The following is a 22480-nucleotide window of genomic DNA, read 5'->3' as shown; positions in this document are numbered from 1 at the left end:
GCACCCGGGAGGGTGTGGGAGAGTAGGTCACCGCCGGAACATCATTCAGGTCGAGAGCCTCCAACCACCAGGTTGGAGGCTCTCCCACTTTAACCACCCAACCACCGCCGGTACCGCCCTCAGGCGGTGCCGGCACAACACCCGCGCGGGAGCCTCGGGTGGGAACGCGCTAAAGGTGAGAGAGCATCGGATGAAGAGGAACAGTTGTCGCGCCAACGCGAAGCTGGCCAACATCCTGTTCACGGCTGAGCTGCACCACCGCTTCCACACCGCCGGCATCTCGACCGCTGCCCTCCACCCCGGCGGCGTGGCCACCAACTTCGCCGCAGAGGCGGCCAGCCCCATGCGCCTGGCCTACAGATCGTTCCTCAAACGATTCATGCTGACACCGGAGCAGGGCGCCGACACCCTCGTCTGGCTCGCCACGGCTGTACCAGGGAAGGACTGGACCTTCGGGGGCTGCAGCGCGAATCGGAAGCTCTCCAAGGCCAACAAGCAGGCCGATGACGCTGCCCTGGCCCGCGAGCTGTGGGAGCACAGCGCCGAGATGGCGGCAGAGGACTCCGACAGGCTCGACCCGCACGCCTAGTCATCACATGCGCGGCCAGCCCCATAGGCCCCGCCTGCCCCGTTGAGCAGTCCGTGAGGGCGGCCACGAAGGGGCCATCCGCGACGCTCCCGCCCAGTTACCTTGCCGGGCAGCCGTGAGAGTCCGCGCCATCTCGGGGATTGCCGAAGGAGCCAAGGCCGCGAAGCAGCGGTAACCGGGCTGGAGCGTCCGAGGTGGGGTAGCCGGAGGTGAGGGAGCGTTGGGGGCGGGTGGGGGCTAGTAGAGTTGATGCCCATGGATAGCCTTTTCAGCCACGCCTCCGCAGCTCCCGAACCGGGACCCGATGAGGGGCTGGAGCCGGTGGTGTGCACTGTCGTCGTCCCTGGGGCGGTGGCGCGGGCCTTTATGGGCTTTACCGAGCACACGCACCTCTGGTGGCCCCTGGAGGGCCACAGCGTCTACGGAGCAGGCTCCTATGTGGAGTTCGAGGAAAGCCTCATTCTCGAGACCGCGGACGACGGACGGAGCTCCGTATGGGGCACCATCGATGACTGGCAGCCTCCGCTGTCCTTCCATGCGAGCTGGCATCCCGGATCCCAAGCACTATGGTCCACGGAACTGCGGGTCGCGTTCCGCGCCGTGGAGGGCGGCACCGAGGTCCGCGTCGTCCACAGCGGCTGGGAGGGTGCCAAGGACCCGGCCGCCACCCGCGCCGACTATGAGGCCGGCTGGCCGGACGTGCTCGACCGTTTTGTGCGGTTCATGGGCGGTTCGGGAACGTAGGCGTTCCGCTCCGGAGACGGCGGCCCGGCAACTCCCGCGACGGCCCTGAAAACCAGCTATCCCCGCAACGGCGCTGCGTCGACCGGGGGGACGGCCGTGCTGGACCGGATCACGAACCTCGTCGGATACTCGGTGTCTGCTGCCGCCGTGTCTGCGTCGCCCTCGAGCCCTGCCAGTAACCGACGGACCGCCATGGCGCCCTGACCGCGGGGATCCTGGTCGATGGTGGTCAGGCCGAAGAGCTCGCCGAGTTCGTGGCCGTCGATCCCGATGACCGACAGGTCGTCGGGCACCCGCAGGCCGAAGTCGCGGGCGGCGAGGATGGTGCCGATCGCCATTTCGTCCGAGGCCGCGAAGACCGCCGTCGGACGCTCAGGTGAGCTGCCCAGCAGCTGCCGCGCGCTGGCGTACGCGCCCTGGATAGTGAAGTCGGCGGAGACCAGCCATTCCGGCCGGACAGTGTGCCCGGCGTCGCGCATGGCCTTGGTGAAGCCGCCCTGCCGGGTTCCCGGCAGCCGGAAGTCCTTCTCGTAGGCGGCGTCACCGGTCATGTGCGCGATCCGGCTGTGGCCCAGCTGGATCAGGTGGCGGGCCGCCGCCTCCGCGATGCCCGAGTCGTTGATTCTGATCGTCGAGGCTCCCGGCAGCGGACCGCCGATCCCGACGATCGGCCGGTGAATGGCCAGCAGCTGCTGGATCTCGGCCTCGCTGAGCTCCAGGGACACCGCAATCACCGCATCCACGCGTTTGCGCAGCAGGAAGTCGTTGAGCACGCTGTGCCGGCGTTCCTCGCCCTCGCTGACGTTGTACAGAGTGAGGTCGTAGCCAGCGTCAAGCAGGGTCGCGGAGACGCCCTCCACCACCGAGGAGAAGAACCAGCGGTGGACGGACGGAACCACGACACCGACGTTGTGGTTCCGCCCGGACGCCAGGCTGGAGGCGTGGTAGGAGAGTACGAAGCCCAGTTCCGCGGCGGCGGACTGTGCCCGCTCGCGGCTCCGGGCCGACACGTTGCCCTTGCCGCTCAAGGCACGCGAAACGGTGGCGATGGAGAGGCCGGCCCGTTCCGCGACGTCCTTGATGCCGGGCATTTTCAGTTCTCCGTGTCCTCGGTGTAGATCTCCAGCCAAACAGTTTCACCTGAGCTTAACTGATGGGCGCCGTCATGCTGGGCAGATGTGGAGCTGCGCAGCAGCACCTGTCCGGCGGGCAGTTCGAGTGGGTCCCCGCCAAGGTTCATCAGCACCGCGGTGCTGCCGTTGAGGAAGGCCAGGGAAGAGTCCGTGCACCAGTCCTCGATCCAGGCCAGTGAGCCCTGGCCGAGGCGGAGTTCCCGCCGGAGTTCCAGCATCCGCCGGTAGAGGTTCAGGTGCGACGACGGCGACGCGGCCTGGGTGTCGCGGGCCAGCGCCGTGAAGCTCGCCGGCTGCGGCAGCCACGGGTCGGCCCCGGCGCCGAACCCGGCGTGCGGTTCGGCGGCGCGCCACGGCAGCGGCACGCGGCAGCCGTCGCGGCCCAGCCGCTCCCCGCCGGTGCGCCCAAAGGTGGGGTCCTGCCGCTTGTGGTCCGGAATGTCGATGCCGTCGGGAAGGCCCAGCTCCTCGCCCTGGTACAGGTAGGCGCCGCCGGGCAGTCCCAGCATGAACATCGAGGCGGCCGCGGCGCGGGAACGCCCCAGTTCCTCGTCCGGCTGCGCATCGGCGGGGCCGATGCCGTCGCCGTCGCGGGGTGCCGGCCCGTTGTAGCCGAAGCGGGTGGCGTGGCGGACGACGTCGTGGTTGGACAGCACCCAGGTGCTCGGTGCGCCGACGGCGTCCAGGGCGGTCAGGGAGTCGGTGATCACGCTGCGCATCCGGTGCGGGTCCAGGCCGGCGTGCAGGTAGGGGAAGTTGAAGGCCTGGTGCATCTCGTCCGGGCGCACCCAGTCGGCCAGCCGGGGGAGCGGGTCGACGTTGGCCTCGGCGCACAGGATGCGGTCGGGGCCGTATTCGGCCAGGATCCGGCGCCAGGCGCGGTAGATGTCGTGCAGGGCGGGCTGGCCGAACATCGGCGCCTCGTGGCCGGGGAAGCCGTGCGAGCTGTTGCCGTCGGCGCGGCCGCCCCATTCGGGCAGGCCGGGAGCCTTGACCAGGGCGTGGGCGACGTCGACCCGGAAGCCGGAGACGCCGCGGTCCAGCCAGAACCTCAGGACCCGCTCGAATTCGGCGTGGACGGCGTCGTTGTCCCAGTTGAAGTCCGGCTGGGAGGAGTCGAACAGGTGCAGGTACCACTGCCCCGGGGTGCCGTCCGGTTCGGTGATCCGGGTCCAGGCGGGGCCGCCGAAGTGGGACTGCCAGTTGTTCGGGGGCAGTTCGCCGGAGTCGCCGCGGCCGTCGCGGAAGATGAACATGTCCCGTTCCGGGCTGCCGGCGGGCGCGGCCAGGGCGGCCTGGAACGCGGTGTGCTGGTCCGAGCAGTGGTTCGGCACCAGGTCCACGATCAGCCGCAGGCCCAGCCGGGTGGCTTCGGCCATCATGGCGTCGAAGTCGGAGAGCGTGCCGAACAGCGGGTCGACGTCGCAGTAGTCGCTGACGTCGTAGCCGGCGTCGCGCTGCGGGGAGCGGTAGAACGGCGAGAGCCAGACGGCGTCGACGTCGAGCTCGGCAAGCTGCGGCAGTTCGGCGGTAATGCCGGCGAGGTCGCCGACGCCGTCGCCGTTCAGGTCCCGGAAGGAGCGGGGGTACACCTGGTAGATCACGGCCGAACGCCACCAGCCGGGGGCGTCATCGGCGGCGTGCACCAGGGTCAGCGGGCCGGCCAGCGCGGCGGGGGCGGTGAGGACTGAGTCAACGGACATGCCGGTAATCGTAAAGGCATGATGCCGAAATTGAAAACGCTTCCAGCCGCGCGCCGCCGACCCGCAGTGCGGGCCGCCGGGCCGCCGCCACGGCCGGATGGCCCCTATTGGCCCCTGAAACAGCGGTTTGCCACCCCTCAACCCCCTCGGGCTGGTCAAAGCGGCGCAACACGCCACGCTAGAATGACTTTTCAAAAGCGTGCATCACCGTGTAGCTTGGAAGCGCTTGCAGCTGTGAGCCACATCACCGACGATGCCACCGGGCCCCGGGACTTCCCAGGGGCCCTCCGCGTGGATGCAGGATTTTATGAAAGGGACACCAATGAAGGTGCAGAACACCCTCACGACCGGAACCAGCCGCCGCGTCTTCACGGCCGGCGCGATCTCCGTCGTCGCAGCGCTGGCACTCAGCGCCTGCGGCGGGGCTGCGGCAACCGGCCCGGCCACGGCAACGGCCACCGCCAAGCCGGATCTCAAGTCCGGCGGCGCCGGCACCATCACCATGTGGGTCGACGCCGAGCGCTCGCCCGCCCTGAAGGACATCACCGCGAAGTTCAAGGCCGACACCGGCATCGAGGTCAAGCTCGTGGTCAAGGACTTCGCCGCCGTCCGCGACGACTTCATCACCCAGGTCCCGACCGGCAAGGGCCCGGACCTGATCGTCGGCCCGCACGACTGGGTAGGCAAGTTCGTCCAGAACGGCGTCATCGCCCCGGTCGAGCTCGGCGACAAGAAGGACGCCTTCCAGGAGTCCTCGGTCAAGGCCATGACCTACAACGGCTCGGTCTACGGTGTGCCCTACGCGGTTGAGAACATCGGCCTCCTGCGCAACACGGCCATCCTCCCGGACGCGGCCAAGACCATGGACGAAGTCATCGCCAACGGCAAGAAGGCCGTCGCCGACGGCAAGGCCAAGTTCCCGTTCCTCGTCGGCATGGACCCGAAGCAGGGCGACCCGTACCACCTGTACCCGCTGCAGGCCTCCATGGGCTCGCAGGTCTTCGGCAAGGCGGCCGACGGCGGCTACGACCCGAAGCAGCTGCTGATCGGCGACGCCGCCGGCGTCGAGTTCGCCAAGAAGCTTGCCGCCTGGGGCGACAAGGGCGAAAAGATCATCAACTCCAACATCACCGGTGACATCGCCAAGGAGAAGTTCCTCGCCGGCGAGTCCCCGTACTACCTGACCGGCCCGTGGAACGTTCCGGACGTGCAGAAGAAGGGCATCAAGTTCGCAGTTGACGAACTGCCGACCGCCGGCGACCAGCCGGCCCAGCCGTTCATCGGCGTCAACGGCTTCTTCATCAGCGCCAAGAGCGCCAACGCCCTGGCCACCAACGAGTTCGTCACCAACTACCTCACCTCCGAGGATGCCCAGGACTCCATGTACAAGGCCGGCGGACGTCCGCCGGCGCTGAAGGCCTCCTTCGAGAAGGCCGCCAGCGACCCGGTCGTTGCTGCGTTCGGCAAGATCGGCGCCACCGGCGTCCCGATGCCGGCCATCCCGGAAATGAGCGCGGTCTGGGCTGACTGGGGCGCCACCGAACTGGCCCTGATCAAGGGCCAGGGCGACCCGGCCGCTGACTGGACCAAGATGGCCGCCAGCATCAAGGCGAAAATCAAGGGTTAGTCCCCGCATCCGGGGAGGGGTGCCACGCGCCCTTCCCCGGATGCACCGGGCCGGGCGGCCACCAGGCCGCCCGGCCCTTCCTGCATCACCCAGCTTCCCCCAAGGACTGTAAAGAGCCATGCCAGATACCGAACTCCGCGAGGACACCGATCCCGCCGCGTCGTCCGCCCCAACCGACGCCCCCGCAACCTCCAGCCGGAAGGCCGGCGTCCGCCGGCGCCGGACCGGCCCGGAAGGGATCAAGGGCACCATCGCCAAGATCGTCCTGCTGGGCCTCGTGGATGCCCTCGCCGTCTACGTCCTGATCATGCTTTTCCTCAGCGAGTCCTGGCTGGCGCTCGGAGTCTCCTCCCTGGTCGCCCTGGTGATCAACTGGATCTACCTGCGCAGGGGCGGCCTGCCCGCCAAATACCTGGCCCCCGGCGTCCTGTTCCTGCTGGTCTTCCAGGTCTTCGTGGTCCTGTTCAGCGGCTACATTGCGTTCACCAACTACGGCGACGGCCACAACAGCACCAAGGATGACGCAATCAACGCCATCCAGCTCACCGCGCAGAAGCGCGTCCCGGATTCACCGGCGTACAAGACCTCCGTACTGGCCAAGGACAACTCCTTCTACCTGCTCTTCACGGACCCGCAGGGCAAGGTCTCGCTCGGAAGCACCGACAAGCCGCTCGAGGAAGTCCCCGGCGCCGGCAAGGACTCCACCGGCAAGGCCAAGACGCTGGACGGCTACCAGACCCTGAACTTCCAGGAAATCGTGGCCAACCAGCACAGCATCCTGGACATCACCGTGCCGGTCTCCGCGGACCCCGCGGACGGCACGCTCCGCACCGCGGACGGCAGCAACGCCTACCAGTTCAAGCCGGCACTGAAGTACGACCAGGCAGCGGATACCTTCACCGACACCACCACGGGCGCGGTCTACCGCGACAACGGCAAGGGCGCCTTCGCCGCGGACAACGGCGAGACGCTCTCCACCGGCTGGAAGATCGATGTCGGGATGGAGAACTTCGCGCGCGCCTTCACCGACCCCAGCCTGCGCGGACCCCTGCTGGGCGTCATCCTCTGGACCTTCACCTTCGCCATCGCCTCCGTCGCCCTGACGTTCGCGCTCGGCCTGTTCCTGGCCATCACCTTCAACCGGGAAGACCTCAAGGGCAAGAAGGTGTACCGGATCCTGATGATCCTGCCCTACGCCTTCCCCGCGTTCCTCACCGGCCTGGTCTGGTCCGGCATCCTCAACCCGGAGTTCGGCTGGCTCAACCAGACCCTGCTCGGCGGCGCCTCGATCGGCTGGCTCACCGACCCGGTCCTGGCCAAGATCAGCGTCCTGGTGGTCAACCTCTGGCTCGGCTTCCCCTACATGTTCCTGGTCTGCACCGGCGCCCTGCAGTCGCTGCCCTCCGAACTCGATGAGGCCGCCCGGATGGACGGCGCCGGCCCGTGGCGGGTGTTCCGCTCCATCAAGCTGCCGCTGCTGCTGGTCTCGATCGCCCCGCTGCTGATCTCCTCCTTCGCGTTCAACTTCAACAACTTTAACGTGATCTTCATGCTCACCGGCGGCGGCCCGCGGTTCGCCGACACCGACCGGGACATCGGAGCCACGGACATCCTGATCACCCTCGTGTACAAGGTGGCCTTCGGCCAGGGCACGGGCCGCGACTACGGCCTCGCCAGCGCCCTGGCGATCATCATCTTCATCATCGTGGCCACCGTCTCGGCCATCAGCTTCAAGCAGACCAAGGCACTCGAGGACGTGAACTCATGAACGGGTCAGCACCGCACACCACCGCCCCGGCAACCCCCGCCGGCACCGGCACCGGCACCGGCCCCGCCGGCCCCACCGACGTCGACTACCTGAAATCCCTGCAGCGCCGGCGCCCTTTCGGCGTCTGGTTCAAGGACAAGGGGTGGCGCCACCTGGTGGGCATCATCGTCACGGTCTTCGCCGTCTTCCCGCTGCTCTACGTCCTCTCCGCGGCGCTGAACTCCACCGGCACCCTCGTCGGTTCCAACGCCCTGTTCAGCAAGATCGACTTCGGCAACTTCACTGCCCTCTTCGACATGCCCTCCCGGCCGTTTGCCCGCTGGTTCCTGAACACCATGGTCGTCGGCGGCGTGACCTCCGCCGCCACGGTGTTCCTCGGGGCGATGGCGGCGTACGCGTTCTCCCGGATGCGCTTCACCGGCCGGCGGTTCGGCCTGCTGAGCCTGCTGCTGCTGCAGATGTTCCCGCAGCTGCTGGCCGTCGTGGCCATCTTCCTGCTGCTCAGCGGCATCTCCGAGGTGATCCCTGCCCTGGGCCTGGGCAGCCAGCTGGGCCTGATCATGGTGTACCTGGGCGGCGCCCTGGGCGTGAACACCTACCTGATGTACGGGTTCTTCAACACCGTCCCGCAGTCCCTGGACGAGGCCGCGAAGATCGACGGCGCCAGCCACACCCAGATCTTCTTCGGCATCATCCTTCGCCTGGTCACGCCGATCCTGGCCGTCGTCGGCCTGCTGTCCTTCATCGCGATCTCCGGTGAATTCGTGATCGCTTCCGTGGTGCTCACCGACCCGGACAGCCAGACGCTCGCCGTCGGGCTCTACTCCTTCGTGGCGCAGCAGCGCTCGGAGAACTGGGGCGTCTTCGCCGCCGGCGCCGTGATTTCCGCGATCCCGGTGATGGCGCTGTTCCTGTTCCTGCAGCGCTACATCGTCAGCGGGCTCACGGCGGGCTCGGTGAAGGGCTAGGCATGTCAGGCGCCGCCCCGGCCGGGCTGCTCCCGCACCACGACGGCTCCGCCCTGCACGCCCCGCAGCAGCCGGCCCTGGGCGACCAGGTCCGGCTGCGGCTCCGGATCCCGGCCGGGTGGGGGCAGGCCAGCCGCGTCTGGCTCCGCTCGGTCCACGACGGCGAACCCCGCTACGGCGCCTGCGTGGCACTCGGCGAGGCCGACGGCTGGACCTGGTGGGAAGCGGACATGCCCGTCACAAACCCGGTCGCCCGCTACCGGTTCCTGATCGAAACCGGGCAGCGGTACTGGCACTTCAACGCCCAGGGGCTTTTCAGCCGGGACGTCTCGGACTATGCGGACTTCCGGCTGACGACTTTCCCGGCTGCGCCGGAGTGGCTGCGCCGGGGCACGCTGTACCAGGTCTTCCCGGACCGCTTCGCCCGCTCGGCCCGGGCCGCCGGCCGTCCCGTCCCGGACTGGGCAGTGCCGTGTGAGTGGGACACCACCGAAGTGCAGGGCGCCTCGGCGGAGACCCCGTACCAGTACTACGGCGGGGACCTGTTCGGTGTCACGGAGCACCTCGACCATATCCAGGCGCTCGGGGCCGACGTCATCTACCTGACACCGTTCTTCCCGGCCCGCTCCAACCACCGCTACGACGCCGCCACCTTCGCCGCCGTCGACCCCCTGCTGGGCGGCGATGAGGCCCTGATCGAGCTGGTGGAGGCCGCGCACGCCCGCGGCCTGAAGGTGATGGGCGACCTCACCGCCAACCACTCCGGCGACGCACACGAATGGTTCCAGCGGGCCCTGGCCGAGCCCGGCTCCGAGGAAGCCGGCTACTACTACTTCAGCAAGGACCACGCCGCCTACGAGGCGTGGTACGGAGTGGCCTCGCTGCCCAAGTTGAACTGGGCTTCCGCGGCGCTGCGGCGCAAATTCGTGCTGGACGACGACTCGCCCGTGGCCCGCTGGCTGCGGCCGCCGTTCAACCTGGACGGCTGGCGGATCGACGTCGGCAACATGACCGGCCGGCTCGGGACGACCGACCTGAACCAGGACGTGGCCCGGCTGATCGCGGACCGGGTCCGCAGCATCAACCCGGACGCGGCCCTGCTGGCCGAGGCCACCAACGACGCCGCACCGGACTTCAGCGGCGAGCACTGGCACGGCGCCATGACGTACTCCAACTTCACCCGCCCGCTGTGGGCCTGGCTCGCCGGCGACGCCGGGCACGTGAACTTCTTCGGCACCCCGCTGCCCGGACCGCACCGGATCGCAGCAGAAGAATTCCTCGCCACGCACCAGGACCTCGCAGCCGCGTTCAGCTGGGACGTCCGGCAGCAGAACATGAACGCCCTCAACAGCCACGACACCGCCCGGGCCGCCACAGCCATGATCGACGGCGGCCAGGCGCTGGGGGCCGTGCTGATGTTCACCTTCCCCGGGGTGCCGGTGATGTTCGCCGGCGACGAGTTCGGGCTCGAGGGGGACAACGGCGAGTATTCCCGGACCCCCATGCCGTGGAACGACCCCGGCCGGATCCGCGCCGATCTCCGCGGGCTCTACGCCGGCCTGACCGGGCTGCGGAAGTCCCAGCCCGCCCTCACCGGCGGCGGCATCCGCTGGCTCCACGCGGCGGGGGACACCCTCGCGTTCGTCCGGGAAACGGCGGACAGCGCTGTGCTCGTGGTGGTGGCCCGCGCCGCGGCGGAGGTGGTCCTCGCACCGGGTCTGCTGTCTGCCGCCCAGGCCGCGGCCCTGTCTGCCGCTCCGGCCCTGGCCACCGGTCCGCTCTCCGCCGCGCCGGCGGGGGACCGAACCGCGTTGCGTGCCGGCGGCCCCGCCGCAGCGGTCTGGGTCCTGCCCGGCGCCGCCCTTCCGGAGTCAATGCATCCGGCACGGGGACGTACCAGCCTAGACTGAAGGCCGGACTGAACACCGGATTCAACGGAGAACTGGAGACCATCATGCGCGGCATCATCCATGACCTGACCTCTGCCCTGGGTGCGGAGAAAGTCGCCGTCGATGAGGAGACGCTCACCGCCTACGCCGTTGACCAGGCGCCGGTGCTGGACTACCAGCTGCCGCAGGCCGTGGTCCGCGCCGAGACCGTCGAGGACGTCCAGGCCGTGGTCCGGGCGTGCGCAGCCCGCCGCATCCCGCTCGTGGCCCGCGGCGCCGGCACCGGAGTTTCGGGCGGCGCCCACGCCACGGAAGCCTGCGTGGTGCTCAGCCTGGAACGGATGAACCGGATCCTGGACCTGAACCCGGATGACGAGACCGCCGTCGTCGAACCCGGCGTGGTCAACGCGGACCTCAATGCTGCCGCCGCGGTGCACGGGCTGATGTACGCCCCGGACCCGGCCAGCTACAAGCAGTCCACCATCGGCGGCAACGTCGCCACCAACGCGGGCGGCCTGCGCTGTGCCAAGTACGGGGTGACCCGGGACTCGGTGCTCGCCCTCGACGTCGTCCTGGCCGACGGCAGCCTCATCCACACCGGGCACCAGACTTTCAAGGGTGTGGCCGGCTACGACCTGACCGGGTTGTTCGTCGGTTCCGAGGGGACCCTGGGAATCGTCGTGGGAATCACGGTCCGGCTCAAGTACTTGCCGCGCGAGGTGCACACCATCGCCGCGTTCTATCCGGACTTCCGCAGCGCCGCGGCCGGGGTGCTCGCGGTCGGCAGGGCGCGGGTGCAGCCGGCCATCATGGAACTGCTCGACGGCGGCTCACTCGTCCAGCTCGACGAGGCGCACGGCTCGGACCTGGCCTCCCGGGGCGCGTCGCTGCTGCTGATCCAGACCGACGGCTTCGGTGCCGCCGCGGAGGCCGCAGCCATCCGTCCGGTGCTCGCCGCCGGCGGGGCCGTGGTGACCATGGAACCCAACGCCGAGGCCGAGCAGCTGGTGGAACTGCGCCGCCACAGCCGCGGCGTCGAAGTCGATGACCAGTACCGGGTGGGCGAGGACGTCGCCGTCCCGCGCTCGCGGCTGGTGGACTACGTCGCAGAACTGGAAGCGATGGCCGTCAAACACGCAGTGCGGCTCAAGGTGGTGGCCCACGCGGGCGACGGCAACCTGCACCCGACGTTCTGGGTGGAACGGGCGGACGAGGGCGTCGACCCCGGATCGCTGGAGCGCCTCGGCGCCGCGCTGGACGAATCCGTCACGGTGGCGCTCGCAATGGGCGGGACCATCACCGGCGAACACGGCGTGGGCCAGTACAAGCTGCGCTGGCTGGGGCTGGAACAAAAGGAACCCGTGCGCGAACTGCAGCGCCGGATCAAGGAACTCTTCGACCCGGCCGGGATCCTCAACCCCGGCAAGGCCATCTAGCGCCGCTACCGGGCCCGGACCGCCGGGTCCGGGGCCGCCTAGTCGTCCGAGTCCGGGTACTCCTCGTCGGACTCGCCTTCGCCGTAGCGCGACTCCTCCGTCTCGACCTCGAGGATCTTGAGCAGCTCGGTGTCCGGGTTGAGCATGATCGCGGCCTCGTCCCGGCGGTGCCGCAGCTCCGAATCGATGTACGACTGCACGGCCTCGGCCAGCGGAATGTGCCGGTTTTCCTTCTCCGACATGTACCAGCGGTGTTCCAGGATCTCGTGCACGGCCTCGGCCGGCTCCAGCTTCCCGGACAGGTCGCGGGGAATGGCGCGGACGATTGGCTCGAAGATCTGGCTCACCCAGAGGTGGGCGCTGTATTCTTCATCCATCCCGGGGTTGTTGTCCGCCCGGAAGGAATCCATGTCGTTGAGCAGGCGCCGGGCCTGGTTTTCCTGGGCGTCCAGGCCGGTCAGCCGCAGCAGCCGCCGCTGGTGGTGGCCGGCGTCGACCACCTTGGGCTGGAGCTGGATGGTGGACCCGTTCTGGGTCGTCTTGATGGCGTACTCCTCGACGTCGAACCCCAGTTCGTTGAGCCGCCGGATCCGCGCCGCGACCCGCCAGCGCTCGCCGATCTCGAAGGATTCCTTGGCCGTCAGCTCGCTCCAGAGCCGGCGGTAGCTCTCCATGATCAGCTCGCTGGTGGCGACGGGGTCCACCTTTTCTTCGATCAGGCCGCCGTCGAGCAGGTCCATGAGTTCGCCGGCGATGTTGACGCGGGCGATTTCCAGATCGTACTCCCGCTGCCCGGTGGACAGGTCCGGGTACAGCTCGCCGGTCTCGGCGTCCACGAGGTAGGCCGCGAAGGCGCCGGCGTCGCGGCGGAACAGGGTGTTGGAGAGCGAGACGTCGCCCCAGTAGAAACCGATCAGGTGCAGCCGGACCAGCAGCAGCGCCTGGGCGTCGATCAGGCGGGTCAGGGTGTCCTTGCGCAGCATCTGGGAAAACAGGGCCCGGTACGGCATGGAGAACTTCAGGTGCCGGGTGACCAGTACCGGGTTCAGCGGCCTGCCTTCGGGCGTGGTGCGGCCGGTGATGACCGCGACCGGCTCCACGCAGGGCACATCGAGCCGGGCGAGCTTGCGGAGCATGTGGTACTCGTGCCGGGCGATGTGTTCCGAGGTTTCCTTGATGGCAATCACCGAGCCGCCCAGGTGCGCGAACCGCACGATGTGCCGGGAGATGCCGCGGGGGAGGGCAGCGAGGTATTCGGCCGGCCAGTCCTCCAGGGCAATGTGCCAGGGCAGGTCCAGCAGCTCGGGCTCCGTGGCGGCGGCGGTGATGCTCAGCGAGCTGGCCACCATCTTGGCGTCGTGGGCGCTGGCGGCCTCGTACCGCGGCAGCTTGCCGATCTGGCCGTAGTCAGTGGGTTCGTCGTGCCACTGGGCGCCGTTGTCCTCGGTCATGCGGTTTTCCTCGGTCATGGTGCAATTCTCCCGTACGGGAGCGGCCGCTGCCTAAAGCCGGCGGGCTAAACGCCGACGGCGGCCCTCCAGGAGGAGGACCGCCGCCGGGGAAGAGCGGTTAGTCGCCGAGGCGCAGGCCGGTCTTGGTGTCGAACAGGTGCACGTGGCCCGACTGCGGACGGACCCAGATGGTCTCGCCCTTCATCGGGGGACGGCGGCCGTCGACACGGGCCACGATGTCGTGGTCCTTGCCGTCCAGCGTGGTGTGGCCGTAGACGTACGCGTCGGCGCCGAGTTCTTCAACGACGTCGACCTCGACCTGGAGGCCTTCGCCCTGCGGCGCGGTCTCGAGGTCCTCCGGGCGGGTGCCCAGCGTGACGGTGGAACCGGAGGCGTCCTCGAGCACGTCGCGCGGCACCGGGTAGACGGTCCCGCCGAACTGCACGCCGCCGTCGACGACGGGGAGCTCCAGCAGGTTCATGGCGGGGGAGCCGATGAAGCCGGCGACGAAGACATTCTTCGGCTTGTCGTACAGGTTGCGCGGGGTGTCTACCTGCATCAGCAGGCCGTCCTTGAGCACGGCGACGCGGTCGCCCATGGTCATGGCCTCCACCTGGTCGTGGGTGACGTAGACAGTGGTGACGCCGAGGCGGCGGGTCAGCGACGCGATCTGGGTGCGGGTCTGCACGCGGAGCTTGGCATCGAGGTTGGAAAGCGGTTCGTCCATCAGGAAGACCTGCGGGTTACGCACGATCGCGCGGCCCATGGCGACGCGCTGGCGCTGGCCGCCGGAGAGGGCCTTCGGCTTGCGGTCCAGGTACGGCTCGAGGTCCAGGAGCTTGGCGGCTTCGCGGACGCGCTCGGCGCGTTCTTCCTTGCTGACGCCGGCAATCTTCAGGGCGAAGCCCATGTTGTCGGCGACCGTCATGTGCGGGTAGAGCGCGTAGTTCTGGAAGACCATGGCGATGTCACGGTCCTTCGGCGGAACATCGGTGACGTCGCGGTCGCCGATCAGGATCCGGCCGGAGTTCACATCCTCGAGACCTGCGAGCATGCGCAGCGAGGTGGACTTTCCACAGCCGGAGGGTCCAACGAGGACCAGGAACTCGCCGTCGGCGATTTCAATGTTGAGCTTGTCAACAGCGGGCTTCTCTGTGCCCGGGTACAGACGCGTAGCGTTGTCAAAAGTAACTGTTGCCACAGTTATCATCCCTTCACCGGCAGGTACGTGCCGGACGATCCGTAGTGAATGGTTCTTTGTATTCAGTTGTGGCATCCGCTCAGCGGATGCGCGTGCTCCCCGGCCGAAGCCGAGGAGCAGCCGCGACGCCGCGCGGTAGCTGTGCGCCACATCACATACAGAGTATGTCAGATTTTTCGGTTTGGGGTCGAAACGTTACGGATCTCACGTGTGATCCGCCTAACCGGAGGCCCTTCGTCCGCGGATGAGGCGTCTGTAGGCTGTGCCCATGACCTCACTGCAGATCTACGTCAGTTTCCCCGGTACCGCGCGTGAAGCCCTGGGCTTTTACGCGGATGTTTTCGGCGGCGACCTTGCCCTGTTCAGCTACGAAGAGTTCAACCGCACGGACGGTCCGCCGGATGCCATCGCGCATGGCCAACTGAGCGGCGTCGTGGGCCTGGCGGGCTCGGATGCGCCGGCGGGGGAGAAGACCGTCCGGTTCGAGGGCCTGATGCTCTCCCTGCTGGGGGCCGCGGAACCGGCAGTCCTGCACGAGTGGTTCGACAAGCTTGCCGACGGCGGCCGCGTGGTGGACCCCCTCGCGGAGAAGCCGTGGGGCGCCTCCGACGGCCAGGTCATCGACCGCCACGGGCTGCACTGGCTGATCGGTTACGAACCCGAGTCCGCCGCTTAGCCGCCGACGGCGTTTGTCCTCTCGCGCAGGAGCGCCTCGAGGAAATCGGACACCTGCTCGCAGTCCTGCACCCGGAATTCGGCCTGGGTAAAGTCCTGGCCGACCTTGACGCCGAGGTCGCCGCGGATGAGGCTGCCCAAGGCATCCTCATCGGTGGTGTCATCGCCGGCGAAGACGACGGCGGTGGCGCCGGTCGCCTGCCGCAGGAAGGACACGCCCTCCCCCTTGGACGCGTGGATCACCGACGTCTCCAGCACCCGGTTTCCGGTCTTCAGGAAGACGCCGGGGCGGTCCTGCAGCACGGCTTTGGCCGCCGTCACCGCATCCTCGGCGACGTCGTCCGCCGCCAGCCGCGTGTGCAGCACGACGCCGGCCGGCTTGTCCTCCAGCAGGGTGCCGGGGGCGACGTCCACGATCTCCGCCAAAACGCGCCGCACCTCGGCGAGAAGTTCGCGCTGTCCTGCGTCGAGCTCGATTTCGGCGGACCCGGGACCCATCCACACCTCGGCGCCGTGGCTGCCGATCAGCAGCGTCCGCTCCGGGGGCAGGGCGACCGCGCGCAGGCTGTCCAGCGCCCGGCCCGAGATGAGCGCCGTCGTCGTCCGCGGCAGCTCCGCCAGGGCGGCGAATGCGGCGGCGGAGCGGGGGAGCGCCCGCGAGTCCTCCGCGTGGTCCACCAGCGGGGCCATGGTGCCGTCGAAGTCCATCGCCACCAGGAGCTGGTCCGTGCCGGCGACGCGGCGGACGGCGGCGAGCAGTTCGGGGGAGAGCGGGCCGTCGGTTCCGGGGGTGCTGGGATCAGGAGTCATCGCGGACCACCTTTTCCTTGAGCGCGCTCAGGAAGTCCGCGGACCAGAGGTCGACGTCGTTGGTCAGGATCTGCTTGCGCATGGCACGCATTCGCCGCGCGGCTTCCGCGGGCTGCATGTTGACCGCGCGCATGATGGTGTCCTTGAGCCCGTCGATGTCGTGCGGGTTCATCAGCAGGGCCTGTTTGAGCTGGTCGGCCGCGCCCGCGAACTCACTAAGCACCAGGGCGCCGTCGTTGTTGGTCCGGGCCGTGACGTACTCCTTGGCCACCAGGTTCATGCCGTCGCGCAGGGCGGTGACCAGCATGACGTCGGCGGCCAGGTACAGGGCCACCATCTCCTCGATCGGGTAGCTGTGGTGCAGGTAGCGCACGGCCGTGTTCTGCATGGTGTCGAAGGTGCCGTTGATGTGCCCGACGGTGCCCTCCACCTCCTCGCGCAGCAGCCGGTACTGTTCGACGCGCTCGCGGCTGGGGCTGGCGACCTGGATCAGGGACGCGTCCTCCACCGTGACCTTGCCGTCCTCGAGGAGCTCCTCGTAGGCCTTGAGCCGGTGCCGGATGCCCTTCGTGTAGTCCAGCCGGTCCACACCCAGCAGGATGGTCTTGGGGTTGCCCAGGTCCCGGCGGATCTGTTTGGCCCGCTCGATGATCTCCGGGCGCTGGGCTAGTTCGCTGATCTGCTTGACGTCGATGGAGATCGGGAACGCCTGCGCGCGGGCGATGTGGGTCGTTTCGCCGTCGGCGCCCTTGACGTGGACCTGCTGCTGCTTGACGCTGGCGCCGAGGAAACGGCGGGCGGAGCGCATGAAGTTGCCGGCGTCGCTGCTGCGCTGGAATCCGACCAGGTCCGCGCCGAGCAGGCCGTCGATGATCGCGCGGCGCCACGGCAGCTGCGCGAAGATCTCCGGCGGCGGGAAGGGGATGTGGTTGAAGAAGCCGATCGTCAGGTCCGGTCGTGCCTCGCGGAGCATCTTGGGCACCAGCTGGAGCTGGTAGTCCTGCACCCAGACAGTGGCGCCCTGCGCGGCGTAGCGGACGACGGCGTCGGCGAACCGCTTGTTGACCTTCCGGTACGTGTCCCACCAGGCGCGGTGGAACTCCGGCGGGGCGATCACATCGTGGTACAGCGGCCACAGGGTGGCGTTGGAGAAGCCCTCGTAGTAGAGCTCGACGTCGCGGGTGCTTAGCTGGACGGGAATGAGGTCGATGCCGCCGTGGCTGAATGGTTCGAGGTGCTCGTCGGGGGCGCCGTGCCAGCCCACCCAGGCGCCGTCGGTCTTGGTCATCATCGGCGCCAGGGCGGTCACCAGCCCGCCGGGGGAGCGGCGCCAGCCGTCCTCGCAGCCCGGCTCGTCAGGCGAGCAGCGGTCCACCGGCATCCGGTTGGAAACCACCATGAAGTCGAAGGTGGCCCCTGGTTCCGATGCGTCGGTATGCTTGTCGGCGGCGGGCTCGGCGTGCGGCCCTCCGTCAGCTGTCTGTGCAGGTTCTTGCTCGGCGCTCTGCTCGGCGCGCTCCGTTGCTTGCATTGGTGCCCCCTGGGTCGCTTGTGGCTCTTGTCCACCCTAGCCGCGCGGAATCTTCCGTGCTATTCGTCCGTTGGGCACACGGAGGAAACTTGAAAGCGCAAGCTCCCGGGTTTCTCCCCTAAAATGATGAAGTTGCCACCCAGTGGACCATCCCAGGCCGATCGACACGAGGAACTAATGAGCCCCGCAAACGAACCCCGTCAGTCCAAAGCGGAACGCACCGCCGCGGCACGCGAAAAAGCCCGAGAGATCCGCGAAGCCCAGCTGAAGAAGGAAAAGCGCAACAAGCTGCTGATCGGCTGGGGCATCGTCGCCGCCGTCGTCGCCATCGTGGTGATCGTGGCACTGGTGGTTACCTCCAACATCAAGAACAACGCCCCCGTGGCGGATTCCGGCCCGACGCCGGCCAACGGCAATGTCCACGGCGGCGTCACCCTGTTGGCCAACACAGAGGTAGCCAAGACCGAACCGGCCACCGTCAACGTCGCGGACCTGCCCTCGCCCGCGGCCACGCCGCCGGCGGACATCAAGGCCCCGGGCGCCGAGGCCGAGGCCGGCAAGCCGGTCAAGGTGGTCCTCTACATCGACTTCATCTGCCCGGTCTGCAAGAACTTCGAAGCGCAGTACAACAGCACCCTCACCGAGCTGCGCAACGCCGGCAAGATCACGGTCGAGTACCGTCCGCTGGGCTTCCTGGACAGCCGTTCCAGCACCAATTACTCCTCCCGCGCGGCCAACGCCGCCGCCTGCGTCGTGAACGAATCGCCGGAGAAGTACTCCGCGTTCGTGGACGAGCTGTTCGCCAAGCAGCCTGCCGAGGGCGGTGCCGGCCTCTCCGATAACGAGCTGAAGAAGATGGCCACCGACATCGGCGCCAAGAGCATCGACAAGTGCGTGGATGACAAGACCTACCGCCCGTACGTGAAGTACACGACCCAGGAGGCCGCGGCGATCGGCGTCACCGGCACCCCGACGGTCTTCGTCGAGGGCAAGCAGTGGGGCAAGGGCGCCAGCGCCCAGACCCCGTTCGAGCAGTTCCTGCAGGCAGCGGTCGACGCCAAGAAGTAACCGGCGCCGCACGCCAACAGCCCGGCACCGGTTTTCCGGGCCGGGCTGTTGCGTTGCCGGTGCGTTGCCGGCATTTTTTACCGGCAGGCTTCCGTGGGCTACCCTTGTCTAGCGCCCAGCGTCCGGCCCTTCACGAGGCCAGCGGACGACGGCGGATTGCCTCCTTAGCTCAGTTGGCCAGAGCACCGCTCTTGTAAAGCGGGGGTCGTCGGTTCGAATCCGACAGGGGGCTCCACGAACCCCTCCGTTCCGGTGATTCTGCCCGGGGCGGAGGGGTTTTTTGCTCTTCCTCGCGAAGTTGCCCGCGGCGGTCCGGGGGCACTTTGACGCGGACACGCCGGGTCTCCAGGCCTGAAGACGCCGAACCGGGCCCGAAGGCGCCCCGGAGGGCTGGAGTGGGGGACAGTAGAACCGCCACATGCCAGCCCATAAGCTTCATTCGGCGGTGATCCTGAGCCCGGCAACCGCTCCGGTCCAGGCGCCGCCTAGGTGAACGCGGGTGAGTTGGGCGCCGACGGGCCCCGCAGCCAGCTCAACGACCTGGGTCCGGGTTTCCGAGCAGTCGATCTCAAGGACCGTGTACTGGTTTCCGCCAGAGATGTTCTGGGTGAGGTAGATCTGGGCGTGCGGGAGGCCGACGCAGGCCGCCGTGACGGAGTGGGGCCCGGCCGTCTTGACCGTGCCTGACTTCTGGAAGCCGACACCCGGGCCGTCGGCGGGACCTGAATCCGCCAGCAGAGCCTCTCCGGGTGCTATGGCCAGGCGCCGCTCCAGCTCCGCGTAGTTGCGGGTTTCGACAGACAAAACGTCAGGGTCCTTGGCCGGGACGGTGAACCCCGGCCGGCCGCTGGAGCCGGCCGCCGAGGGGCGGGGGCCGGCGTCGTCCTCGTAGGCGCAACCGGTCAGCGCGGGTCCCAGCACCAAGCAAGCGGCCAGCGCCGCTGTCCAACGCGCCGTCGTCATTCCCCCAAGAATAGACATGCGCCGAGTCTACGGACCACCCGCCGGAAGGCAAGCGGGCCGCGCTCACCCCACCGGCCGGGTGGCCTCCTCAAGGATTTCCAGCAGGTGCCGGTAGGGCCGGCCGGTGGCCTTGGACATGCCCAGTTCGCAGGTGCGGTTGGTCGAGGCGTAGGCCTCGAAGTCGCGCTCGTTGATTTCGGCGGCCTGGGTGCGGGTGGCGGAATCCGTCAGCTCGGGGTGCAGCAGGCCGCGGTCGCCGGCAAAGGCGCAGCAGCCCCAGTTCAGCGGCACAAACACGTCCCCGGCCACGGCCCGGGCGATGTCCATCAGCGCGCCATTGGTGCCCAGCTGCGTTGAGGAACAGGTGGGGTGCAGGGCCATCGACCCCACCGGCGCGGTGACGGTCAGCTGCCCGAGCACGTGCTGGTGCACGAACTCCACCGAGTCCACGAACCGCAGCCCGGCGTAGCGCTCCGCGGATTCGGCCGCGAGCCGCTTCATCGTTTCGAGGCCTTCGGTGCAGGACGCGGCGTCGCACACCACGGGCAGGCTGCCCTGTCCGCTGGCCTCGTACAGGCGGTCGAGGACCTTGACCGACATCGCCGCGTAGCCCTCGGAGAAACCTTTGGACTTCCAGGGGGTGCCGCAGCAGAGACTGCCGATGCCTTCCGGGATGGTCAGGGCGACCCCTGCGCGCTCGCAGAGGTCCAGGAAGGCCTGGGCGGAGCCCTTGGCAGCCCCGCCGGACCCGCCGGGTGGGCTGCCCGGCGCGTCGGCCGGGCCGAACATGGTCCCGATGCAGGCCGGGAAGAACACCGCGACGCTGTCCGGGTCTTGCCGGGACCGGCGCCTCGAACCGCCGGATGGCAGGACGGCGTCGTACGCCGGGACGGTCTCGGCGCCCAGTACCGCCCGGCCGACGGCGGTCGCGGCCTTGGCCAGTGGTGCCGGCACCTTCTTCGCCACGGTCAGGGCGAGGCCGCCGCCGGCGGTGACAGCGCCCCAGCGGTCCGCGGCAGCGCTCCAGCCGGCCGCGGCGACGGTGTTGGCATTTTCCTGGCGCAGCCGCCGGACCAGGTCTCCGGTATTGATCAGCACCGGGCACGCGGTGACGCACATGCCGTCGGCCGCGCAGGTCTGCACGCCGTCGTAGTCGTAATCCTTCCGCAACCGGGTGGCGAGGGCGTCGTCGCCGCGCTGCTCCGCGGCGGCGATCTCGCGCCGCAGCACGATCCGTTGCCGCGGCGTGAGGGTGATGTCCTTGCTCGGGCAGACCGGTTCGCAGTAGCCGCACTCGACGCAGCGGTCCACCTCTTCCTCCACGGTCGGCGCCACCTTGAGGTTTTCGATGTAGGACAACGGCTCGTCCGCGAGCAGCACGCCCGGGTTAAGCAGGCGGGCCGGGTCGATCAGCCGCTTGATTTCCTGCATGACCTCGTACAGCTCGTCGCCGTACTGGCGGCGGACGAACGGCGCCATGATCCGCCCGGTGCCGTGTTCGGCCTTGAGCGACCCGCCTGCGCCGAGGACCAAGTCCACCATGTCGTCGGTGAAGGCCTGGTAGCGCAGCAGCTGGTCCGGGTCGTCGAAGCGCTCGTTAAGCATGAAGTGGACGTTCCCGTCCTTGGCATGGCCGAAGATCACAGAGTCCTCGTAGCGGTGCTCGGTGAACAGCCGGGTCAGTTCGCTGCAGGTGTCCGCCAGCGCCGGGACCGGCACCACGATGTCCTCCAGCAGCGCGTTGGTGCCCGACGGCCGGGCGCCGGCCACGGTGGTGTAAAGGCCCTTGCGGACGTGCCAGAGCGCGGCCCGGTCCTTGGGGTCCGTGGTCAGGGCGAACGGCGCGGCCAGGTCCAGCGACCCGAACAGCGGCTCGGAGTCCTGCCGCCGGGCGGACAGCTCCGCGGCGTCCGCGCCCTGGTGCTCGACCAGCAGCGCCGTGTGCCCGCGGACCGGCAGCGAACGGATGGCCGCGGGGGCGTCCGCGGCGAGCTGGGCGACCTTCAGTGCGGCGGCATCCATCAGCTCGATGGTCGCCAGGCCGGAAGCCACCAGGTCGGGCAGCGCGGCCGTGGCGGCGTCGAGGGCGTTGAAGACCAGCAACCCGGTGGCCACGGCGGGCTTGACTTCGACCGTCCGGAAGACCGCCTCCGCGACGAAGCCGAGAGTGCCCTCGCTGCCGATCATCAGGTGCATCAGGATGTCGACGGCGCGTTCGTAGTCGAGGAAGGCATTGATCCCGTAGCCCATGGTGTTTTTCATCGAGAACAGCGAGGTGATGATGCGCACCGAGTCCGCGTTTCCGGCCACCCGGCGGCGGAGCCGGAGCAGGCCTTCGTGGAGGTCGGGTTCGAGGGCTCGCAGCCGCGTGTCGGCGTCGGTGTCGCCGGTGTCAATCACTGTGCCCGAGGGCAGCACAAGCACCATCGACTCCAGCGTCCGGTAGGTGTTGAACTCGGTACCGCAGGCCATCCCGGAGGAGTTGTTGGCGATGACGCCACCCACCGTGCAGGCGATTTCGCTGGCCGGGTCGGGCCCAAGCTTGCGTCCGAAGGCCGCCAGCCGGGCGTTGACGCTGCGCACGGTGGCGCCGGGCTGGACCCTGACGCGGGCGCCGCCGTCGAGGACCTCGATGCCGCGGAAGTGCTGGCGGGTGTTGATGAGCAGGCTGTCGCTGACGGCCTGGCCGGACAGGCTGGTGCCGCCGGAGCGGAAGGTGGCGGGGAGGCCGAGTTCGCGGCTGCGCCGCAGGATGCGCCCGACGTCGTCGGCGCTGCGGGGAGTGGCGACGCCCTGCGGGATGAGCAGGTAATGCGAGGCGTCGTGCGCCATGGCCCGCCGGTCCAGGTCCCGGCTGCTGACGGTTTCCGGGTCCAGCTGGTCGATCAGGGATGTGGCGGCTGCCGTGGCTGTCATGCGCTGCT

At 68.8% G+C, this 22480-nt stretch carries 17 protein-coding genes and 1 tRNA gene; 10 read left to right on the top strand and 8 right to left on the bottom strand.

The window, feature by feature from the left end; genetic code table 11:
* Nucleotides 1-190 precede the first annotated feature (190 nt).
* Nucleotides 191-589, top strand: coding sequence for a hypothetical protein (locus ASG71_RS16220; RefSeq protein ID WP_200948019.1), 399 nt, complete (start codon nucleotides 191-193; stop codon nucleotides 587-589).
* Nucleotides 590-844: 255 nt separating this feature from the next.
* Nucleotides 845-1333: an SRPBCC domain-containing protein gene (locus ASG71_RS16215; protein WP_056741246.1), complete on the top strand. Its 489-nt coding sequence runs from the start codon at nucleotides 845-847 to the stop codon at nucleotides 1331-1333.
* A 56-nt stretch (nucleotides 1334-1389) separates the two neighbouring features.
* Here ASG71_RS16215 and ASG71_RS16210 read toward each other — a convergent pair whose 3' ends face one another.
* Together ASG71_RS16210 and ASG71_RS16205 are read right to left on the bottom strand one after the other, a co-directional pair.
* Nucleotides 1390-2424 (bottom strand): LacI family DNA-binding transcriptional regulator, encoded by a 1035-nt coding sequence (locus ASG71_RS16210; RefSeq protein WP_056741232.1) that lies wholly within the window; start codon nucleotides 2422-2424, stop codon nucleotides 1390-1392.
* A gap of 2 nt (nucleotides 2425-2426) precedes the next feature.
* A complete protein-coding gene (locus tag ASG71_RS16205) occupies nucleotides 2427-4169 on the bottom strand; it encodes an alpha-amylase family glycosyl hydrolase (protein ID WP_082575270.1) in 1743 nt (580 codons plus the stop codon).
* Nucleotides 4170-4491: 322 nt separating this feature from the next.
* Here ASG71_RS16205 and ASG71_RS16200 point away from each other — a divergent pair, with 322 nt between their 5' ends.
* The 5 genes from ASG71_RS16200 to ASG71_RS16180 all read left to right on the top strand — a co-directional run bounded on the left by ASG71_RS16200 (nucleotide 4492) and on the right by ASG71_RS16180 (nucleotide 11857).
* Nucleotides 4492-5796, top strand: a complete 1305-nt coding sequence (locus ASG71_RS16200) for a maltose ABC transporter substrate-binding protein (protein WP_056741230.1) — start codon at nucleotides 4492-4494, stop codon at nucleotides 5794-5796.
* A gap of 118 nt (nucleotides 5797-5914) precedes the next feature.
* Nucleotides 5915-7564, top strand: a complete 1650-nt coding sequence (locus ASG71_RS16195; protein ID WP_056741228.1) for an ABC transporter permease subunit — start codon at nucleotides 5915-5917, stop codon at nucleotides 7562-7564.
* Entirely contained in the window at nucleotides 7561-8532 is a 972-nt protein-coding gene (locus tag ASG71_RS16190; RefSeq protein WP_235564174.1) for a sugar ABC transporter permease, read from the top strand. Before ASG71_RS16195 ends, ASG71_RS16190 begins: the two co-directional genes overlap by 4 nt.
* Nucleotides 8533-8534: 2 nt before the next feature.
* Nucleotides 8535-10442: a glycoside hydrolase family 13 protein gene (locus ASG71_RS16185; RefSeq protein ID WP_056741226.1), complete on the top strand. Its 1908-nt coding sequence runs from the start codon at nucleotides 8535-8537 to the stop codon at nucleotides 10440-10442.
* Between the two features lie 44 nt (nucleotides 10443-10486).
* Nucleotides 10487-11857, top strand: coding sequence for an FAD-binding oxidoreductase (locus ASG71_RS16180; protein WP_056741224.1), 1371 nt, complete (start codon nucleotides 10487-10489; stop codon nucleotides 11855-11857).
* Between the two features lie 38 nt (nucleotides 11858-11895).
* Here the strand turns inward: ASG71_RS16180 and ASG71_RS16175 are convergent, their stop codons facing one another.
* Both ASG71_RS16175 and ASG71_RS16170 read right to left on the bottom strand, forming a co-directional pair.
* Nucleotides 11896-13308 (bottom strand): DUF4032 domain-containing protein, encoded by a 1413-nt coding sequence (locus ASG71_RS16175; RefSeq protein ID WP_056741240.1) that lies wholly within the window; start codon nucleotides 13306-13308, stop codon nucleotides 11896-11898.
* A 118-nt stretch (nucleotides 13309-13426) separates the two neighbouring features.
* Complete coding sequence (locus ASG71_RS16170; protein WP_056741222.1) at nucleotides 13427-14509, bottom strand: ABC transporter ATP-binding protein; 1083 nt, start codon at nucleotides 14507-14509, stop codon at nucleotides 13427-13429.
* 268 nt (nucleotides 14510-14777) lie between these two features.
* Here ASG71_RS16170 and ASG71_RS16165 point away from each other — a divergent pair, with 268 nt between their 5' ends.
* Nucleotides 14778-15185 carry a glyoxalase gene (locus ASG71_RS16165; RefSeq protein ID WP_056741220.1) on the top strand — a complete coding sequence of 136 codons (408 nt, stop codon included), beginning with the start codon at nucleotides 14778-14780 and terminating at the stop codon, nucleotides 15183-15185.
* Here the strand turns inward: ASG71_RS16165 and otsB are convergent.
* Together otsB and ASG71_RS16155 are read right to left on the bottom strand one after the other, a co-directional pair.
* Nucleotides 15182-15994: a trehalose-phosphatase gene (gene otsB / locus ASG71_RS16160; protein ID WP_056741218.1), complete on the bottom strand. Its 813-nt coding sequence runs from the start codon at nucleotides 15992-15994 to the stop codon at nucleotides 15182-15184. The two genes, ASG71_RS16165 and otsB, sit on opposite strands and share 4 nt — an antisense overlap.
* A complete protein-coding gene (locus ASG71_RS16155) occupies nucleotides 15984-17525 on the bottom strand; it encodes an alpha,alpha-trehalose-phosphate synthase (UDP-forming) (RefSeq protein WP_056741215.1) in 1542 nt (513 codons plus the stop codon). The genes otsB and ASG71_RS16155 overlap by 11 nt, the downstream gene beginning before the upstream one ends.
* Nucleotides 17526-17702: 177 nt before the next feature.
* Here ASG71_RS16155 and ASG71_RS16150 point away from each other — a divergent pair, with 177 nt between their 5' ends.
* Both ASG71_RS16150 and ASG71_RS16145 read left to right on the top strand, forming a co-directional pair.
* Nucleotides 17703-18593 (top strand): DsbA family protein, encoded by an 891-nt coding sequence (locus tag ASG71_RS16150; RefSeq protein ID WP_056741213.1) that lies wholly within the window; start codon nucleotides 17703-17705, stop codon nucleotides 18591-18593.
* A gap of 158 nt (nucleotides 18594-18751) precedes the next feature.
* Nucleotides 18752-18828 (top strand) — tRNA-Thr (locus ASG71_RS16145).
* A 200-nt stretch (nucleotides 18829-19028) separates the two neighbouring features.
* On the opposite strand, the gene ASG71_RS16140 is transcribed toward ASG71_RS16145, so the two are convergent.
* Nucleotides 19029-19574, bottom strand: coding sequence for a hypothetical protein (locus tag ASG71_RS16140; protein WP_056741211.1), 546 nt, complete (start codon nucleotides 19572-19574; stop codon nucleotides 19029-19031).
* Nucleotides 19575-19619: 45 nt separating this feature from the next.
* Complete coding sequence (locus ASG71_RS16135) at nucleotides 19620-22472, bottom strand: FAD-binding and (Fe-S)-binding domain-containing protein (protein WP_056741209.1); 2853 nt, start codon at nucleotides 22470-22472, stop codon at nucleotides 19620-19622.
* Between the last annotated feature and the right edge of the window lie 8 nt (nucleotides 22473-22480).

The sequence above is a fragment of the Arthrobacter sp. Soil763 genome, assembly GCF_001428365.1.
Taxonomy (GTDB): Bacteria; Actinomycetota; Actinomycetes; order Actinomycetales; family Micrococcaceae; genus Arthrobacter.
The sequence above is the reverse complement of the archived record's forward strand: the minus strand, read 5'-3'. Positions and strand labels throughout refer to the sequence as shown.

Excerpts from the sequence above, each read along its gene's own strand:
- ASG71_RS16220 (WP_200948019.1), top strand. The coding sequence starts at position 191 with ATGAAGAGGAACAGTTGTCGCGCCAACGCGAAGCTGGCCAACATCCTG.
- ASG71_RS16215 (WP_056741246.1), top strand. The coding sequence starts at position 845 with ATGGATAGCCTTTTCAGCCACGCCTCCGCAGCTCCCGAACCGGGACCC.
- ASG71_RS16210 (WP_056741232.1), bottom strand. The coding sequence starts at position 2,424 with ATGCCCGGCATCAAGGACGTCGCGGAACGGGCCGGCCTCTCCATCGCC.
- ASG71_RS16205 (WP_082575270.1), bottom strand. The coding sequence starts at position 4,169 with ATGTCCGTTGACTCAGTCCTCACCGCCCCCGCCGCGCTGGCCGGCCCG.
- ASG71_RS16200 (WP_056741230.1), top strand. The coding sequence starts at position 4,492 with ATGAAGGTGCAGAACACCCTCACGACCGGAACCAGCCGCCGCGTCTTC.
- ASG71_RS16195 (WP_056741228.1), top strand. The coding sequence starts at position 5,915 with ATGCCAGATACCGAACTCCGCGAGGACACCGATCCCGCCGCGTCGTCC.
- ASG71_RS16190 (WP_235564174.1), top strand. The coding sequence starts at position 7,561 with ATGAACGGGTCAGCACCGCACACCACCGCCCCGGCAACCCCCGCCGGC.
- ASG71_RS16185 (WP_056741226.1), top strand. The coding sequence starts at position 8,535 with ATGTCAGGCGCCGCCCCGGCCGGGCTGCTCCCGCACCACGACGGCTCC.
- ASG71_RS16180 (WP_056741224.1), top strand. The coding sequence starts at position 10,487 with ATGCGCGGCATCATCCATGACCTGACCTCTGCCCTGGGTGCGGAGAAA.
- ASG71_RS16175 (WP_056741240.1), bottom strand. The coding sequence starts at position 13,308 with ATGACCGAGGACAACGGCGCCCAGTGGCACGACGAACCCACTGACTAC.
- ASG71_RS16165 (WP_056741220.1), top strand. The coding sequence starts at position 14,778 with ATGACCTCACTGCAGATCTACGTCAGTTTCCCCGGTACCGCGCGTGAA.
- otsB (WP_056741218.1), bottom strand. The coding sequence starts at position 15,994 with ATGACTCCTGATCCCAGCACCCCCGGAACCGACGGCCCGCTCTCCCCC.
- ASG71_RS16155 (WP_056741215.1), bottom strand. The coding sequence starts at position 17,525 with ATGCAAGCAACGGAGCGCGCCGAGCAGAGCGCCGAGCAAGAACCTGCA.
- ASG71_RS16150 (WP_056741213.1), top strand. The coding sequence starts at position 17,703 with ATGAGCCCCGCAAACGAACCCCGTCAGTCCAAAGCGGAACGCACCGCC.
- ASG71_RS16140 (WP_056741211.1), bottom strand. The coding sequence starts at position 19,574 with ATGTCTATTCTTGGGGGAATGACGACGGCGCGTTGGACAGCGGCGCTG.
- ASG71_RS16135 (WP_056741209.1), bottom strand. The coding sequence starts at position 22,472 with ATGACAGCCACGGCAGCCGCCACATCCCTGATCGACCAGCTGGACCCG.